A 16,766-nucleotide genomic window follows, 5' to 3' on the forward strand; every position below is an offset into this window, starting at 1 on the left:
TGGAGGAGAGCTGACAAATGAAAGCTGCCATTGTGGAAGATTACAAACGTCCGCCCCGATACACCGAATGCGATGACCCCATTGCCGGTGACAATGAAGTGGTGGTGACAGTGGCTGCCGCAGCATTAAGTCAGCTGGTTCGGGCCCAGTCATTGGGCAAACACTACAGTAGCCCCACGGTGCCTTTTGTTCCCGGAGTTGATGGCGTGGGGACGCTCGAGAACGGGCAACGGGTGTACTTTGCGTTCCCGAAAGCACCGGCTGGCGCAATGGCGGAGAAGGTTGCTGTCCAGAAAGACTATACCGTGGCGTTACCGGACGAAGTCGATAACGTTATGGCTGCGGCAATCGCCAATCCGGGAATGTCTTCCTGGGCCGCGCTGACCGAACGTGCGTTTCTGAAGAAGGGCGAGTCGGTTCTGGTCAATGGTGCCACAGGCGCATCCGGCAGGCTGGCAATTCAGATCGCGAAACAATTGGGCGCCGGTCGGGTGATTGCAACCGGACGCAACCCGGACTATGAGGCTGAGCTGCTGGCATTGGGCGCTGATACCTTTGTGCCGCTGGCCCAATCACCTGAGGCTTTGACGGACTGCTTCCGCAGGGAAATCGCCGAAGGCGTCGATGTGGTGCTTGATTACCTGTGGGGGCCAACGGCCGTGGCGCTGATGACAGCTGCTGCTGATCATGCTGAGGGTGAAGCCGGAAGACGGATCCGTTTCGTGAATATCGGAGGTTTGGGGGGTGCCGTCATTGATCTGCCTGCCGCCGCGTTACGCAGCAGCGGGCTTGAATTGATGGGCAGTGGCCTTGGTAGCGTCTCCAATGCGGCACTGGTCAAATGCATTGGTGAGATGTTCAAGGTCATTCACTCTGCCAACCTGCAGGTTGATGCCATGGCAGTGCCACTGACGGATGTCGAGACGGCCTGGACCGGGAGTGGCGGCGGCCGAATCGTATTTACGTTGTAACAAGGACCTGTGTTCAGCCGTGCTTAACATTCATGTTGATCTCGGCTGTAAAGCACAGTGTATCGTCGGTGTCGTAGGCGCCGACAGTCACGATAATGTCTCCTTCCTTGCTGAAATCGACCTCGCTGCCATCAGCAACCACGTTCAGGTCTGTTTTAGCCTTGGCCAGATATTTCACCGTCATCCCCTGGGGAATCCAGCGCGCACCTGCCGGAATGCTGGCGTCGGTCACCATGCCGGCAACCAGTTCGGCGGCGTTGCACATGGCGATCGCGTGGACTGTACCAATGTGGTTGTGCACTTTCTTCTGGTTCCGCAAGGTCAGCGCGGCGTAGCCCTGGCGAAGTGCCGTGACTTCAGGATCAATTGTAGAGAAGTAGGGCGCAATCGTACCGATACCGGCCGAAAACTGCTCTGGTCCCATCTGTTCGAACATCTTCAGAAACTGACTCATGGTGTATTTCCTTTTTGGTTTTATGGTGTTTTGCCAGTGATAGCAACGGGACTCAGCTGAGCAGCGGCAGCAGTTGCCCCGCCCAGATGGATTCGCGATAGCGCTCACGGAACCAGCCCAGATGGCCAATGTGCTGCTCGCCGATATCCTGCGGCGCTATGCGCTTCAGGGTGACGGGTGCGTTGCTGTAGAAGCTGTGAAGGGATTCCACGTTGTGCCGGGACATCATCTCGTCATCGGTAAAAGCGACAGAGGTGATCGGGACAGTAACGGCAGCAAACTGATTGCGTATAACGGTGCCTTCGGCCCCAACGGCATATTCCGGGTTCAGGCACCAGCGGCGCCATTGGCGCATCACGTTGGCCGGAAGGTCGCCTACCATTTTCAGCCGAACGCCGGGAAAGTAGCCGCAAAGCGGCACGCTGATCGGAGCCAGTACATACCAGAGTAGCCACGCCACACGCTTGGTTGGTGGCGAATTCTTAAGCCAGTAGCCACTGCCGCACGCCATCGTCACAATATTATCTAACTCGTTGACGCGAGGTGTCATGCCCAGTAACTGCCCGCCCACGCTGTGGCCAATCCACTGCAACCGAAGCTCAGGATAATGCTCGCGGGCAAATCCGATCACCGAGTTGCAGTCTTCCGTCGCCCATTCAATTACCGAGGTATCGCACTCCCGTAGGTGCGTCTCGAGGGATGCCCCCATACCGAAATAATCGAAGGTGATGGCAGTAAACCCCTGCGAGCACAGATAGCGGGCGAACTTTTCATAGTAGCGCTGGGCGATGCCCATGGCGCCGGCGATGATGACGACCGAGCGGGGCCGATCGGCAGCAAACAGGCGCAGGCTGATCTTGTGACCGGCCGGTGTATTCAGCGAAAGGGTCTGAAAATCGTTCTGGACGATTGATTGCTCCTGAGCTGACATGGAGGCTCCTGAAGGCTTATCGGGTTAGAAGGCGGTAACCAGGCGGTTTAGAAAACGCAGAATGACCTGCACCTCGTCTTCGCTGAAGCCTTCTTTCATAACGGCATTCAACTGCGTGATCAGTGGCTTGGCTTCTTCGATCTTGCTGCGCCCCAATTCGGTCAGATGCAGGCGGGATGCGCGACCGTCTTTGTCGCAGGCGCGACGCTCTACAAGCCCGTTCTGTACCATGCGCGTGGCCAACCCGGTAAGGGCTGAATTGTTGAGGTGGAGCCGCTTGGCGACATCCTTGAGAAGGCAGCCATCATCCTGATCGATCAACATTAGCGCGCCGAGCTGGGTGACTGAGACCCCGAGGGCATCCTCGCTCTGTTGGTCTGCATACTTGTACACCTTGTGACGGGCGATATTGAGAAGATAGAAAAGTCGCTGATCCATTTGTTCTACCATTTACTACACGTGTGAACTAAATATAGTTTATATATGTAATAAATGGCAAGCGGAAAATGTGATGCATTTCGGTATAGGGGAGGCCGCCATTGCGGAGCATGGGGGGGCATGGGTTTGAGTTTAGCTTATTTGACTCGCTGTTTTTCAAGCTTCCGGGCCAGCGTGCGGCGGTGCATGCCGAGCCGGCGAGCGGTTTCGGAAATATTGAAGTCGGTTTCGGCCAGTACCTGATGAATGCGTTCCCATTCCAGGGTTTTGATGGAGGTAGGGCGGTTAGTCAGTTCTACTTCGCCCGAGCCCGCCACATGGCCGAAAGCTGCTTCGATATCGTCGGTGTTCGAGGGTTTTGCGAGGTATTGGCAGGCGCCGAGTTTGACGGCTTCGACAGCCGTGTTGATGCTGGCAAATCCAGTTAGTACGACTATCAGCATTTTGGGGTCGTGCTGGTGCAGAAGCTGCACACATTCGAGCCCCGAGGAGCTGCCGCTTAACTTGAGATCCACCACCGCATAACCGGGAGAATGTTGTTTGAGCAGTTCGACGGCATCGTCGCGGGTGGAGGCGATCAGTACATCATAGTCCCGGCGGCGGAAAGAACGCGCCAGTGTGCGGGCAAATGCTTCGTCATCTTCGATTATCAGCAGCAATCGTTCAGATACCATGTCTTGGGTCCTGTTCGAGAGATATCGCCACAAGAGGCAAGGTCAATTGCACCACTGCGCCGCCTTCCGGGCGATTGCGCGCGGTCACCGTGCCGCCCAGTGTACGGGCAACATTGACGCTGAGAAACAGGCCCAGGCCTCCGCCAGGCCTGCCTTTGCTCGACTGGTAAGGTTTGCCGAACTCGGCCAGCATAGCGGAGGGGAAGCCCGGGCCGGTATCCGTGATAACCAGTCTGAGGGTGTCGCTCTCGCGGCTGACATCAAGCCTGACCCAGTGGGGTGAGGCCTCAAGGGCGTTATCAAGAACGTTCCAGATCATCTGCTTCAGCGCGGTATCAAAAACCACAGGCACGTCGGCTTCGATGCGGTTGTCGTAAAGAAAAACCTCAATAGGCCTGATTGCACGCCACTCGTGCACAAGATCATCCAGAAAAGTGCAGAGCGTGGTTTTCATCGATGACTCACCCCGCGTCTCGCCGGCCGACAGCAGGATGCCGCTGACAATGGTTTTACAGCGCTGAAGCTGTGTCTGCATCTCGGTGATTTCTTCCTGCATTTCGGCGTTGTGCTCGAGTTCAGGCATTCGCCGCCAGTCTCCCAGAATGACCGACAGAGTTGCCAGCGGCGTGCCAAGCTCATGGGCTGCGCCGGAAGCCAGCAAGCCCATTCGGACAATGTGCTCTTCCTCAGCTGCGCGTTGTCGCATGTCGGCCAGTTGGGCGTCGCCGGAACGCATGTTGCGGGTGATACGGGTGATCACAACGGCGACCAGAATGGCGTTCAGCAGGAAGCTGATCAACATGCCTTCGACATAGAGGGCAGAGTAGGGGTGAGTGCTGTCGACCATAGGGTGCAGCGGAATGTAAAACACGGCCAGGCCCGACAGGCAAAGCCCGGCAATCCCGACAACAATCCAGGTCGACCAGACTTCAAGCAAGACCGCGCTCAGGATGACCTGAAGCAGATACAGGAAGGTAAAGGGATTGGTAGCGCCGCCACTGAAATACAGTTGCAGTGTCAGGCTGACAACGTCCAGTAGCAGGGCGGAGAACAGCTGGCGGTTGGTCACGGCTTGTTCGGCGCCCAGGCGCCACTGGCTGAACAGGTTAAAAATGACCAGCCAGGCGACAACCGTCATCATCGGCAGTAGCGGGAGCTTGAAGCCGAAAGCCAGACTGACGACCGAAATGGTTGTGATTTGTCCGACAACTGCAATCCAGCGTAACTGGATGAGCAGTTGCATGTTCTTGCGGCCGCCCGAAATGCCTGCGCCATGAGCGGCTATCCAACGTGATTTCAAACTGCTCTCGCTTGCCAGAGTGTTGGCAGAATCAGTCACCTGGCTGCTCCGGGGAGGTGTGACTGCTGGAATTGGACGCTGCACGGCGACGCCAGCGCCGGCGTTCTTCACTGCCAACCCACAAACCGCCTGCGGCCACCATCAGTGCGAGAGTATACCAAGTGAACGCGTAGCCAAGGTGGTTGTTGTGGAACGAGATCACGGTGAGGCCCCCTACAGGCTCTGACCAGGTCGTTTTCAGTGCATTGAGATCCGGTGGGTTAGGCCCTGCATCGGCATCAATGAAATAGGGTGCAACCTGAGTGAGTCCCCGTGACGCCGCAATAGCGGCGACATCGCGGGAATGCCAGCGATCAGTTGCCGGATCATTGTCCCTCAAAAAGCCACCACCGGGCTCTGTTATACGCAGCAGACCGGTGACCTGGGTCATCCCGTTTGCCTCGTTCTTCTTCGGCTTGGGTGATTCTGTTGTGCCGGTCGACACAAAGCCGCGATTGACGAGAATGATAGAGCCATCAGCCTGCTTCAGTGGTGTCAGCAGCCAGAAACCGCTGCCAAGCTCCGTTGTTGCCTGAACCCGGGCCGTAAGGTCGTAGAGGAATGTGCCAGTCGCTGTGACATGGCGGTATTCATCGCTCTTTGCGGTTATGTCAGGCCACTTTTTTGGGCCGGGTGCGTCTACAGCAGGGGCATTGACCCGTTGATTAACCCGCTCGATCAGATCGAGTTTCCAGTGCAGGCGTTGGACCTGCCAGGTACCGAGTGCCAGAAAGCCGGCAAAGACGAGAAGTATGAGAAATGCCCAAACGGCGACCTTGGTCACCGAGTGGGGAAGTGGCCCTGCGTCGCCGGGTGACGAGGCAGGGCCGGAGTGCGGCTGATTAACCATTACATCTTCTGGGTGGGCTCGGACATCATGCCGGGCATCATATTGGTGTTCAGATGGTACATAACCCAGATAGAGCCGATCAGGGTGATCGCGACCAGCATCACGGTGAAGATCAGCGCCAGCATATTCCAGCCGCCTTCTGACTCCGTGTTCATATGCAGGAAGTAGATCATGTGAACGACGATCTGGACTGCGGCAAAGGCCAGAATCACGATGGCTGTCACGCCGGGATCTGCGATGACATCGCCCATCACCAGCCAGAAGGGGATGGCTGTCAGGATTACCGACAGCACAAACCCGATGGTGTAGTCCTTCAGGCTGCCGTGACTGGCGTGGTCGTCATGATGATCGTGACCATGATTATGGTCGTCGCCATGAGCCGGGTGTGCATTATGTTCGCTCATCACAAAACTCCCATCAGGTAGACGAAGGTGAAAACGCCGATCCAGACCACGTCCAGGAAGTGCCAGAACATCGACAGGCACATCAGGCGGCGGCCGTTCTCCGTAGTCAGACCGAATCGCTTGACCTGAATCATCAGCGTGATCAGCCAGATAATGCCGAAGGTGACGTGCAGGCCGTGGGTGCCGACCAGCGCGAAAAACGCGGTAAGGAAGCCACTGCGCTGAGGGCCATAGCCCTCGTTGATCAGGTGGGTGAACTCATAGAGCTCAAGGCCGATAAAGCCTGCACCCAACAGGCCTGTGACGGCCAACCACAGGAGTGTGGCGTTCACACGCTTACGCTGCATCTCCAGCATCGCGAACCCGTAGGTAATTGATGAGATCAGCAGGAAACCGGTGTTAAGCGCCACCAGTGGGAGTTCAAAGATTTCCTTGCCGCTTGGGCCGCCGGCAAAGCTTTGGCCCAATACAGCGTAGGTGGCAAACAGGCTCGCGAAGATGAGGCAATCGCTCATCAGGTAGAGCCAGAACCCCAGCAGGGTGCCTTGCTCGGGGTGATGTTCCCGAACGTAGAAGTGAGTGCTTGGCAGAACTTTGTTCGTGCCGGCGGTAGTGGTTGTCATATCAGGCATACCCGTCCAGCAAACGTGTGCGTTCATCCTCTACGCGGACAACTTCTTCCACGGGGATATGGTAGTCACGGTTGTAGTTAAACGTGTGAACAATCGCGCTAATCACAATGGCGCCGAATGACAGCCAGGCCAGTGGCCACATGTGCCAGATCAGAGCAAAGCCACAGACGAAACTCATGGCTGCCAGAACAAAACCGGCGCCTGTGTTTTTGGGCATATGAATCGGTACGAAATTGTCCTTCGGACGCTCGTAACCGTGCTTTTTCATGTCTGCCCACGCATCGGTATCGTGCACAACCGGGGTGAAAGCGAAGTTGTATTCTGGCGGTGGTGACGATGTCGACCACTCCAGAGTGCGGCCTTCCCACGGATCGCCGGTCACATCTTTCAGTGCTTCGCGACGGCGGAAACTGACCACCAGCTGGATGATGAATGTCAGGATGCCGCCCAGGATCAATACGGCGCCGAATGCGGCAACCTGGAACCAGATCTGCAGTGACGGGTCAGCAAACTGGCTGAGGCGACGTGTCACGCCCATCAGACCCAGGACGTAAAGTGGCATAAAGGCGACGTAGAAACCGATGGTCCACAGCCAGAATGACCACTTGCCCCAGTAGGTATCGAGCTTGAAGCCGAATGCCTTCGGGAACCAGAAGTTGATGCCGGCAAACATGCCGAACAGCACACCACCGATGATCACGTTATGGAAGTGGGCAATCAGGAACAGGCTGTTGTGCAGGACGAAGTCCGCAGATGGAACAGCCAGCAGAACGCCTGTCATGCCACCGATAACGAAGGTGATCATGAACGAGATGGTCCACATCATCGGCAGTTCGAAGCGAATACGACCGCGGTACATGGTGAACAGCCAGTTGAATATCTTCGCACCGGTCGGTATCGAGATAATCATCGTTGTTATCCCGAAGAACGAGTTAACGCTGGCGCCGGATCCCATAGTAAAGAAGTGATGCAACCACACCAGGTACGACAGGATGGTGATGACCACCGTCGCGTAGACCATGGAGGTGTAGCCAAACAGACGCTTTCTGCAGAAGGTGGCGACCACTTCAGAGAAGATGCCGAATGCCGGCAGAATCAGGATGTAGACTTCAGGGTGGCCCCAGATCCAGATCAGGTTGACATACATCATCATGTTGCCACCCATGTCATTCGTGAAGAAATGGGTGCCCAGCATGCGATCCATGGACAGCATGCCCAGAACAGCGGTCAGAACCGGGAAGGCGGCAACGATCAGGACGTTGGTGCACAGCGCTGTCCAGGTGAAGACCGGCATTTTCATCAGGGACATGCCCGGTGCGCGCATTTTAACGATGGTCACTATCAGGTTGACGCCGGATAGTAATGTGCCTATCCCGGCTATCTGAAGTGACCATATGTAGTAGTCAACGCCGACCCCCGGACTGCCGAGGATGCCGGAGAGTGGCGGATAAGCCAGCCAGCCTGTTTTGGCGAACTCACCGATGAACAGGGAAATCATGGTCAGCATGGCGCCAAAAGTGGTCATCCAGAAACTGAAGTTGTTCAGGAAAGGGAAGGCAACGTCGCGGGCACCGATCTGCAGAGGCACGATATAGTTCATCAGGCCGGTGACCAGTGGCATGGCAACGAAGAAGATCATGATCACGCCGTGGGCGGTGAAGATCTGGTCATAGTGTTCGGGCGGCAGGTATCCGGTTGACTCACCGAACGCCATGGCCTGTTGGCCGCGCATCATCAAGGCGTCAGCGAAGCCTCGCAGCAGCATGACAAGGCCAAGGATGACATACATGATGCCGATTTTCTTGTGGTCGATGCTGGTGATCCAGTCGCGCCACAGCGTGCCCCAGAACTTGTAGTAAGTCATGGCGCCGAGAACAGCGATGCCGCCGATGGCGACAGCGATGAAAGTCGCTACCAGGATGGGTTCGTGATACGGAATCGACTCCCAGGTGAGACGACCGAAGATTAGCGTAGTCAGGTCAGTATTATCTTGCATTTTCAGTCTCTTGAATAAATGGAGACGGGGTGTTTACCGCGGTGCCAGGTTGTGACTCAGCCAGGCAGAAATTAGGCGTTATCGTGTCCGCGCTTGCCTGTTTGCTGTGGCTGTGATGAGACATCATCTCATCCATACAGACACTGCCTTCTTCAACACAGCGATTGACTATTGCGTGGTAAAGATCGGGGGCAACCATGCCGTAGTAGCTGACAGGGTCTTTCTCGCTTGGTTTCTCGAGCTCTTGGTATTCATCCCGATCAAGGGTCCCACCATTGGATCGCACCTTGTTGACCCATTCCTCAAAGTCGCCATCTGACACGCCATGGTATTCGAAGTTCATGTGCGAGAAGCCGGCACCGCTGTAGTTTGCAGAGAAGCCCTTGAAGGTGCCGGTTTCGTTGATCACCGCGTTAAGCGTTGTCCGCATGCCGGGCATGGTATAGATCTGGCCGGCCAGCGCGGGAATATAGAACGAATTCATCGCCCGGGCGGAAGTGAGCTGGAAACGGATGGGGACGTCAATCGGCGTCACCAGCTCGTTGACCGAGGCCACGCCCTGTTCTGGATAGATGAACAGCCATTTCCAGTCGAGCGAGACCACTTCGACCGTCATAGGCTCAACGCCTTCGGGAATCGAACGCTCAGCGTCAATGCGGTCCAGTGGACGGTAGGGATCGAGCTTGTGAGTGCTGATCCAGGTGATCAGGCCAAGCGCGATGATAATCAGCAGTGGCGCTCCCCAGATGACCAGTTCAAGCTTGGTTGAGTGATCCCATTCAGGATCGTAGGTCGCCTCGGTGTTATTTTGACGGTAACGCCATGCGAAGAAGAAAGTCAGGAAGATGACGGGCACGATAACCAGCAGCATCAGCAGCGTTGAAACAACGATCAGCTGGGCTTGCTGGGAAGCGATATCACCGGATGGGTCCATTACTACCATGTCACAGCCTCCAAGGAGGGCGAGAGGTAATAGAAGTAATCCACGTCGAGGTATTGGAAAAGACATGCAAGCAGGTCCAGTATAGAGATTGAGAGTTGCGTATTGTACGAAATCTGATTTGAGTCGGCGATTGGACGCTTTGTCCTCCCCCCCCCTCTTTGAGGGGACACTGATCAGGAAGAGGCGATAGCGATAGCAGGTTCAATTGCCAACAATGACAAATAAAGAGGCGATGATCATGACGAGTACCCACGTGCAAAGTGGTGCCATGCCCCCGGATGTTTCTCACGACCATGCTCCGATCACCCCCGGAGAGATCGCCATAGGCGTCAGCATAGGTCGTGCGTCGGAGTATTTCGATTTCTTTGTTTACGCCATTGCGTCGGTGTTGGTTTTTCCGGCTGTTTTCTTTCCTTTTGAGTCACAGCTGACAGGAATTCTTTACTCGTTCCTGATTTTCTCGTTTGCGTTCATCGCGCGACCGTTTGGTACAGTTATCTTTATGAAACTGCAGCGCCGTTTCGGGCGTGAAGTGAAGCTGACCGTCGCGTTGTTTGCCCTTGGGGTTGCGACAGCGGGTATCGCCTTTCTGCCGGGTTATCAGGACATCGGTTTCGCCGCTGTCATTTTGTTATCGCTGTTCCGTATCGCTCAAGGCGTTGCTCTCGGGGGCTCCTGGGACGGCTTGCCGTCGCTCCTTGCGCTCAATGCACCGCCTAGCCGACGGGGCTGGTACGCGATGCTGGGTCAGTTAGGAGCGCCAGTGGGCTTTCTGGTGGCGGCCAGCCTGTTTGCCTATCTGCTGGTCAACGTCTCCCAGAAAGAGTTTCTTGAGTGGGGCTGGCGCTACCCGTTCTACGTCGCCTTCGCGATCAATGTGGTTGCCCTGTTTGCGCGGTTGCGTCTGGTTGCTACCGATGACTATTCGGAATTGCTGGATGAAAAGGAACTTGAGCCCTCCAGCGTGACGCGTCTCACCAAGTCTCAGGGCAGTGTGATTCTGATCGGCGCACTCGCTGCGCTGGCGAGCTATGCGTTGTTTCACATGGTCACCGTATTTCCGTTGTCGTGGATGACGCTGTATTCCGAGCGAACCGTCAGCGATGTCCTCATTATCCAGATCGTCGGCGCGGCCCTTGCTGCTGTTTGCGTCATTCTTTCGGGCAAACTGGCAGACAAGGTGGGGCGTCGCACCATGCTGGGCTCGCTGGCCTTCCTGATAGCCCTGTTCAGCGGGTTTGTGCCGATGATGATCGGGGGCGGTGAGTTCGGTCAGGATGCGTTCATCATTATCGGCTTTATTCTGCTGGGACTGTCATACGGTCAGGCATCGGGCGCGGTAACGTCGAACTTTGAACCCAGGTACCGTTATACCGGCGCTGCGTTGACGGCAGATCTTGCCTGGCTGGCTGGTGCTGCGTTTGCGCCTCTGGTCGCTCTGGGTTTGTCGGTAGAGTTCGGCCTGTCAGCGGTCACTTTTTACCTGCTATCCGGAGCCTTGTGCACACTCGGGGTGCTTTGGCTCAACAAGAAATCCTATATGCAGGAACAGTAGATCAGGGGCCGCTCAGCCGAGAGTGTTGAGCGACCTCAAAGCGCCAGCTGATTCGGAATTTCGCGCATCAGAAAATCCACTGCCACTTTGATCTTGGGTACCTGATACCGCGTTTTCTGGTATAGCAGATAGATCGCCAGATTCGGGTTTCGGGTTACCTTGAGCGGAATATCCATCTCCAGTGGCACCAGCGTGCCTGCCTTCAGCGCGGGCCCCAGTGTCCAGCGTGGCAGCATCAGAATCCCTTCACCCCGTTCTGCCCGTTGTATCAGCCAGCGTCCGGCATTGCTGATCGCAACAGCTGGAGCCGATACCTCCTGCCAACGGCCATCCAGCTCGCACATCCAGGGGTTGGGGCCGTTAGGCGTTCGAAAGAACAGGCCTTTGTGGTGCTGCAGTTCGGATGGGTGCGTGGGTGTACCGTAGCGTTCGAGATAGGCCGGTGAGGCAACCGCAATAAACTCATTGTCCATCAGTCGGTGGGCTACGACCCGCTCATCCGGCGCAAAACCCCCGCGAATCGCCAGATCGACTTCATCCCGCCCCAGTACACTGAGTGAATCGCTGAGCGTGATATCCAGCGTAATGTCCGGATATAACAGACTGAAGCGGTCCATCAGCGGCAGAACGACGGTATCACCAAAGCCTGCCAGGCTGCTGATGCGAAGCTGCCCCATAGGTCTGGTTTGATACTGGCTGATTGATTCGTGGGTGGCCTCAAGCTGAAGCAGAATGTTGGTGACGTCTGCATAGTAACGCTGACCGATTTCCGTGAGCTTTACGACGCGGGTCGAGCGTTTCAGCAGCGTGGCGCCCAATGCTGCCTCCAGATCTGAAACCCGGCGGGACAGTGAAGAGGGCGGCACATCGAAATGTTCCGCCGCCCGGCTGAAGCTGCCGCTTTCAGCGACTTTTACGAAGTACCGGATAGCGCGCAGCTGATCCATTGGGGCTCCTGTTTGTCGGTTTTAAAAGTGCTAAACGCACAACTGTTGTCTTAAAGACAATAAAGTTTAGCTTTTATGGCACTTTAAGGCACCTAAATGGGCATCAATAATGGTGGTATACACACGCACTCGACCAAAGAGACCTGTTTATGAGCACTTATACCGCAATCAATCTCGTCAAACGTCCATCCGGATCCATTGGGCCGGAGCTGTTTGAAGTCGTCGAAAAGACAGTGCCCCAGTTGGAAGACGGACAATTCCTGGTCAAACAGACCCACATGTCGCTGGATCCGGCGATGCTGGGTTGGATGTCGCCCGATACCAAGAGTTATATCCCGCCTGTGGAGCTGGGCGATGTGATGCGTTCATCCGGCGTGGGCAAAGTGGTTGAATCGCGCAACCCTGATTTTGCCGAAGGCGATCAGGTGATGGGTATGTTTGGCTGGCAGGAATATGCGCTCAGTGATGGCAAAGGCGTCAACAAGGTGGATTCCAATCTTGATCCCGAAATGGTGTTGTCCGTTTTCGCATTGCCGGGCCTGACTGCAACCCAGGGCCTCTATGGCGAAGGCGATCCGAAACCGGGTGAAACCCTGGTTGTCTCAGGCGCCGCGGGCTCGGTCGGTTCCATCGTCGGACAGTTGGCGAAGGCGGATGGCCTGAAAGTCATTGGTGTTGTCGGATCCGACGAGAAAGCAGACTGGATCGTCAACGAACTGGGCTTCGACGGTGCGATCAACTACAAGACAGACGATATCGGGGCCAAACTGAACGAACTGGCCAAAGACGGTATCGATCTCTACTTCGAAAATACCGGGGGCCCGATTCAGCACCGTGTGTTCGAACGCATGAACGCCCATGGCCGCATCGTAGTGTGCGGGATGATCTCTGATTACACCGCCAAGCAGCCCAGCGCTGGTCCAAACTGGATGAACATTATCCGCAAGCGCTTGACGATCAAGGGCTTCACAATGCCGGATCATCGCCACAAAACGCCGCAGCTGCTGGAAAAGATCACGCCCTACGTGCAGAAAGGGCAGATCAAATACCGCTCTCATATCCTGGAGGGACTGGAGTCTGCAATGACCGGCCTGAACCTGTTCTTCACGGGTGAAAACAAGGGCAAGCTGATCGTTAAGCTTTGATCCTGATTCGCGGGTAACGCCCGCGCAAACTATCAGCCTCGTTAACGGCGGGGCTGATAGCTTCTCCTTCCCCCTCTGGATTATCCGTTAAACAATTTTCACGCCTCACAAGGTGCATAGCGATGCGCGGGCACGCATACTGTTGCGCAATTGTTTCCGGCCTTCAGATCGTCCTGCGGCCATTCCGTTAGGTAAAACCGAGTCCTTCATGCGTGCACCCTTTCTGGTTGTTTTGATAGCCTTGCTGACTTTGTCGCTTGCCGGCTGCTCGGAAGATGAGCCTTTGTCGAAAATCACGCTGACCGACACCCAGCTGCAACAGGTCGGGCAAAAGATCTTCCAGAATGAATGCGCAGGCAAGATTGTATGTCTGGTCCACTGGAATCAGGGCGAAGCCTTTCCCTCATTGGGAATAGGGCACTTCATCTGGTATCCGAAGGACGTTGATGGCCGGTTTGTGGAGAGCTTTCCGGAGCTGATCGCTTTTATGCGAAAGCGAGGAACCACGCTGCCGAAGTGGTTGGATGAAATGGAGCCGCTTGATGCACCCTGGCCGGACCGGAGCGCTTTTCTGGAGCAGGAAGGAAGCCCTCGAGTTGTCGAATTACGGGGTTTTCTGGAACAGACACAGGGACTGCAGGCCGATTTCATGTTCAGGCGTGCGCAATCTTCGCTCGAGCGGGTGATCAGTGCAGCCCCTGAGGATCAGCAGGACGCAATCCGGCAACGAATTGACGCACTCAGTACCACACCCGGTGGTGCCTACGCGTTAATGGACTATGTGAATTTCAAGGGCGAGGGACTGTCACCAACCGAGACTTATAATGGTCAGGGCTGGGGCTTGCTGCAGGTATTGCAGCAAATGCGTGAAAGCGACGCCGATACGGCCCTCGGCCAGTTTCAGGAAGCCGCCGCAGCGGTGCTGACCCGCCGGGCAACCAATGCCGAAAAAGCCATTGAACGCGAACAGTGGTTGCCGGGGTGGTTGAATCGACTGAAGACCTATCAGGAGAGTGACTGACGCCACTGGCCCTGAGTTTAGTCTGCCTTCAGTGCTTTTTCTGCAAAATTCAATCGATCCTGACCGAAGAACATCTCATCACCGACAAAGGTGGTGGGCGCACCGAATACGCCACGCTCGATTGCTTCTGACGTGATGGCCTTGAGCTTGTCCTTGGTCGCCTGATCGTTGCATTTAACCAGTACTTCTTGTGGATCAAAGCCGGCTTTGGACAGCACCTTGGCGACGACTTCAGGTTGACCCATGTCAAGCTCGTCGATCCAGAGGCCGGTGAAGACGGCGTTCAGGTAGTCCTGAAAACGGGGTGTATCCATATAGGCCACAGCGCCTCGCATCAGCAGCAAAGTGTTAACCGGGAAGAAAGGATTGAAGTTCAGCGTGACCCCATAGTCCTGGGCGTAGCGTTGGAGGTCCATCCGGCTGTAGCGACCTTTGGCGGGAACAGCAGCAGGGGACTGGTTGCCAGTGGCCTGAAATACAGCACCGAGAAGCATGGGCTTCCACTCGAGTTCGGCGTTGTTTCGCTCTGCAATGGCTGCAATTTGGGTCCAGCCGATATAACTGGCAGGGCTGCCAACGTCGAAGAAAAACTCAATACGCTTGCTCATTTGTGGCTCCTATTTCTTGTGCATTTTTGCGCAGATCCGGGACAGGTTTGATTTAAGGGAATCAAAAGGTTTCCATCCAGGGGCGTAGGTCGAGTTCGTGGGTCCAGCTGTCCTTTGGCTGGCGGTGAATCTGCCAGTACTGCTCTGCGATATGATCAGGGTTGAGAATGCCGTCCTGATCTTTCAGGGCATAGCGATCAGGGAAATTGTCGCGAATAAATGCGGTATCTATAGCACCGTCGATAATCGGATGTGCCACATGGATGCCCTGCGGTCCAAGCTCTCTCGCCATGCTTTGGGCCAGTGCCCGTAACGCGAATTTGGCGCCTGAGAATGCTGAAAAGCCACTACTCCCTCGAAGTGAGGCCGTTGCTCCGGTAAAAATGATGGTGCCGCGGTTGCGGGGCAGCATCACTCTGGCTGCTTCGCGCCCGGTGAAGAAGCCTGCCAGCGCCGCCATTTCCCAGACCTTGCGGTAAACCCGGGCAGTGGTTTCGGTAATTGAAAAGCGCACGTTGGCGCCAATATTGAATACCACCACACCGACCTCACCTATATCCCGCTCGATCGTGTTGAACAGATCGACCATGGCGCTTTCCTCGCGCGCATCGCAACCGAAGGCATGGGCGATGCCGCCTTCCGACTCAATAGTGTCGACGAGGGGCTGCAGTGCATCAGCCTGACGCCGGGTGGCTGCGACGGTGAAACCCTCCCGGGCGAACCGGCGAGCAATGGCGCCACCGGTCGCGTCACCAGCGCCGATAATGACGGCGACCTGTGGCCTGTTTTGTGAGTTGGGCATGGCATATCTCCATAGGTTCTTTTTTGGAACCTTGATACTCAGTTCCTTTTTGGAACTTGTCAAGTTATTCTATCGCTGTCGCTAAAAGGAGGGTGAAGCATGCGTTGGGAAGAACTGGATCAACAGCCCTGTTCCGTTGCCCGGGCTTTGTCGGTGGTGGGTGACCGTTGGACGTTGCTGGTGCTGCGGGATTGTTTTCTCGGAGTGCGGCGGTTCGATGCGTTCGAAAAACGTTTGGGGATTACCCGCCACGTGCTGACCGATCGGCTAAAGAAGCTGGTTCATGAAGGGGTGTTGTACAAGGCGCCATACCAGGATAAACCGCGGCGGGAAGAGTACCGGCTGACAGATAAAGGACTTGATCTGCATCCGGTCCTGATGGCCTTGGTCAGTTGGGGCGATCATCATATGGCAGATGATCGTGGTGCCCCCATCGTCAGGATTCACAAGGGTTGTGGCGAAGTCATGCGGCCGGTGATGGTGTGTTCCGAATGCGGTGAGCCCGTTAGTGCCAGGGAAGTGAAAGTTGAGCCAGGTACGGGCTGGGCGGCACAGGCGACAGACGTTATGCCAATAGAGATCGGCTAGCATTCCGGTAATTTTTCAGATTACTTGCCAATCCCTGCCAGAATACATCTATGGTTTAATACCCGGGTTTCGGGTTCGCATAAATCCATAATAATTTTCGGTAGTGGCTGAGGTTTCTATGCTCGACTATGTAGCGCTTTGCTTGCTGTTCTTTGTTGCGATCGTGCTGTTTTACGGCGTTATCGTGATTCACGATATTCCATACGATATTGCCAAACACAGAAATCATCCCCATCAGGATGCGATTCATGTTGCCGGCTGGGTCAGTCTGCTGACCTTGCATATCCTGTGGCCGTTTCTTTGGGTTTGGGCAACGCTCTACCGAAAGGATCGGGGTTGGGGATTTCAGGACGGCAGGTCCGATCATACCCATCTCGCAGATCTGGAAGTGCAGGTTGCAGAGTTGAAAGCCCGGCTGGATCGGGTTGAAGCGTCACCTTCTTCCAGCAACGACCAGGAGAACTGATC

Annotated in this window: 19 protein-coding genes; 6 read left to right on the top strand and 13 right to left on the bottom strand. The window is 55.7% G+C overall.

The window, feature by feature from the left end:
- Positions 1-17: 17 nt before the first annotated feature.
- Positions 18-971 carry a quinone oxidoreductase family protein gene (locus ACUN9X_RS15525; protein ID WP_260034595.1) on the top strand — a complete coding sequence of 318 codons (954 nt, stop codon included), beginning with the start codon at positions 18-20 and terminating at the stop codon, positions 969-971.
- A gap of 13 nt (positions 972-984) precedes the next feature.
- Here the strand turns inward: ACUN9X_RS15525 and ACUN9X_RS15530 are convergent, their stop codons facing one another.
- The 10 genes from ACUN9X_RS15530 to cyoA all read right to left on the bottom strand — a co-directional run bounded on the left by ACUN9X_RS15530 (position 985) and on the right by cyoA (position 9,698).
- Positions 985-1,425 carry a hotdog fold domain-containing protein gene (locus tag ACUN9X_RS15530; RefSeq protein ID WP_445473683.1) on the bottom strand — a complete coding sequence of 147 codons (441 nt, stop codon included), beginning with the start codon at positions 1,423-1,425 and terminating at the stop codon, positions 985-987.
- Positions 1,426-1,477: 52 nt separating this feature from the next.
- Entirely contained in the window at positions 1,478-2,356 is an 879-nt protein-coding gene (locus tag ACUN9X_RS15535) for an alpha/beta hydrolase family protein (protein WP_445473684.1), read from the bottom strand.
- A 24-nt stretch (positions 2,357-2,380) separates the two neighbouring features.
- Entirely contained in the window at positions 2,381-2,794 is a 414-nt protein-coding gene (locus tag ACUN9X_RS15540) for a MarR family winged helix-turn-helix transcriptional regulator (protein ID WP_260034599.1), read from the bottom strand.
- 137 nt (positions 2,795-2,931) lie between these two features.
- A complete protein-coding gene (locus ACUN9X_RS15545; protein WP_260034600.1) occupies positions 2,932-3,468 on the bottom strand; it encodes a response regulator transcription factor in 537 nt (178 codons plus the stop codon).
- Positions 3,458-4,807 carry an ATP-binding protein gene (locus tag ACUN9X_RS15550; protein WP_260034601.1) on the bottom strand — a complete coding sequence of 450 codons (1,350 nt, stop codon included), beginning with the start codon at positions 4,805-4,807 and terminating at the stop codon, positions 3,458-3,460. Before ACUN9X_RS15550 ends, ACUN9X_RS15545 begins: the two co-directional genes overlap by 11 nt.
- On the bottom strand, positions 4,800-5,657 hold the full coding sequence (locus tag ACUN9X_RS15555; RefSeq protein WP_445473685.1) for an SURF1 family protein: 858 nt from the start codon (positions 5,655-5,657) through the stop codon (positions 4,800-4,802). Before ACUN9X_RS15555 ends, ACUN9X_RS15550 begins: the two co-directional genes overlap by 8 nt.
- Complete coding sequence (cyoD, locus tag ACUN9X_RS15560; RefSeq protein ID WP_260034604.1) at positions 5,657-6,061, bottom strand: cytochrome o ubiquinol oxidase subunit IV; 405 nt, start codon at positions 6,059-6,061, stop codon at positions 5,657-5,659. The genes ACUN9X_RS15555 and cyoD overlap by 1 nt, the downstream gene beginning before the upstream one ends.
- The gene (cyoC, locus tag ACUN9X_RS15565; RefSeq protein WP_260034605.1) at positions 6,061-6,684 is read right to left on the bottom strand and encodes a cytochrome o ubiquinol oxidase subunit III; all 624 of its coding nucleotides are present in this window, start codon (positions 6,682-6,684) and stop codon (positions 6,061-6,063) included. The genes cyoD and cyoC overlap by 1 nt, the downstream gene beginning before the upstream one ends.
- A gap of 1 nt (position 6,685) precedes the next feature.
- Positions 6,686-8,659, bottom strand: a complete 1,974-nt coding sequence (gene cyoB, locus ACUN9X_RS15570; RefSeq protein WP_445473728.1) for a cytochrome o ubiquinol oxidase subunit I — start codon at positions 8,657-8,659, stop codon at positions 6,686-6,688.
- A gap of 19 nt (positions 8,660-8,678) precedes the next feature.
- Positions 8,679-9,698 carry a ubiquinol oxidase subunit II gene (gene cyoA, locus ACUN9X_RS15575; protein WP_260034606.1) on the bottom strand — a complete coding sequence of 340 codons (1,020 nt, stop codon included), beginning with the start codon at positions 9,696-9,698 and terminating at the stop codon, positions 8,679-8,681.
- A gap of 172 nt (positions 9,699-9,870) precedes the next feature.
- Here cyoA and ACUN9X_RS15580 point away from each other — a divergent pair, with 172 nt between their 5' ends.
- Entirely contained in the window at positions 9,871-11,187 is a 1,317-nt protein-coding gene (locus ACUN9X_RS15580; RefSeq protein ID WP_445473686.1) for an MFS transporter, read from the top strand.
- Between the two features lie 35 nt (positions 11,188-11,222).
- Here the strand turns inward: ACUN9X_RS15580 and ACUN9X_RS15585 are convergent, their stop codons facing one another.
- Positions 11,223-12,134 carry a LysR family transcriptional regulator gene (locus tag ACUN9X_RS15585; protein ID WP_260034608.1) on the bottom strand — a complete coding sequence of 304 codons (912 nt, stop codon included), beginning with the start codon at positions 12,132-12,134 and terminating at the stop codon, positions 11,223-11,225.
- A gap of 149 nt (positions 12,135-12,283) precedes the next feature.
- On the opposite strand from ACUN9X_RS15585, the gene ACUN9X_RS15590 reads away from it, so the two are divergent.
- Both ACUN9X_RS15590 and ACUN9X_RS15595 read left to right on the top strand, forming a co-directional pair.
- Complete coding sequence (locus ACUN9X_RS15590; protein WP_260034610.1) at positions 12,284-13,279, top strand: NADP-dependent oxidoreductase; 996 nt, start codon at positions 12,284-12,286, stop codon at positions 13,277-13,279.
- Positions 13,280-13,487: 208 nt separating this feature from the next.
- Positions 13,488-14,300: a hypothetical protein gene (locus tag ACUN9X_RS15595; protein WP_260034611.1), complete on the top strand. Its 813-nt coding sequence runs from the start codon at positions 13,488-13,490 to the stop codon at positions 14,298-14,300.
- 17 nt (positions 14,301-14,317) lie between these two features.
- Here ACUN9X_RS15595 and ACUN9X_RS15600 read toward each other — a convergent pair whose 3' ends face one another.
- Positions 14,318-14,908 (bottom strand): 2-hydroxychromene-2-carboxylate isomerase, encoded by a 591-nt coding sequence (locus ACUN9X_RS15600; RefSeq protein ID WP_445473687.1) that lies wholly within the window; start codon positions 14,906-14,908, stop codon positions 14,318-14,320.
- Between the two features lie 61 nt (positions 14,909-14,969).
- On the bottom strand, positions 14,970-15,710 hold the full coding sequence (locus tag ACUN9X_RS15605) for an SDR family oxidoreductase (RefSeq protein ID WP_445473688.1): 741 nt from the start codon (positions 15,708-15,710) through the stop codon (positions 14,970-14,972).
- Between the two features lie 99 nt (positions 15,711-15,809).
- Between ACUN9X_RS15605 and ACUN9X_RS15610 the strand changes: the two genes are divergently transcribed.
- Together ACUN9X_RS15610 and ACUN9X_RS15615 are read left to right on the top strand one after the other, a co-directional pair.
- Positions 15,810-16,298: a winged helix-turn-helix transcriptional regulator gene (locus ACUN9X_RS15610; RefSeq protein ID WP_260034614.1), complete on the top strand. Its 489-nt coding sequence runs from the start codon at positions 15,810-15,812 to the stop codon at positions 16,296-16,298.
- A gap of 118 nt (positions 16,299-16,416) precedes the next feature.
- Positions 16,417-16,764, top strand: a complete 348-nt coding sequence (locus ACUN9X_RS15615; protein WP_260034615.1) for a DUF3302 domain-containing protein — start codon at positions 16,417-16,419, stop codon at positions 16,762-16,764.
- Positions 16,765-16,766 lie beyond the last annotated feature (2 nt).

The organism is Marinobacter sp. V032 (genome assembly GCF_052645435.1).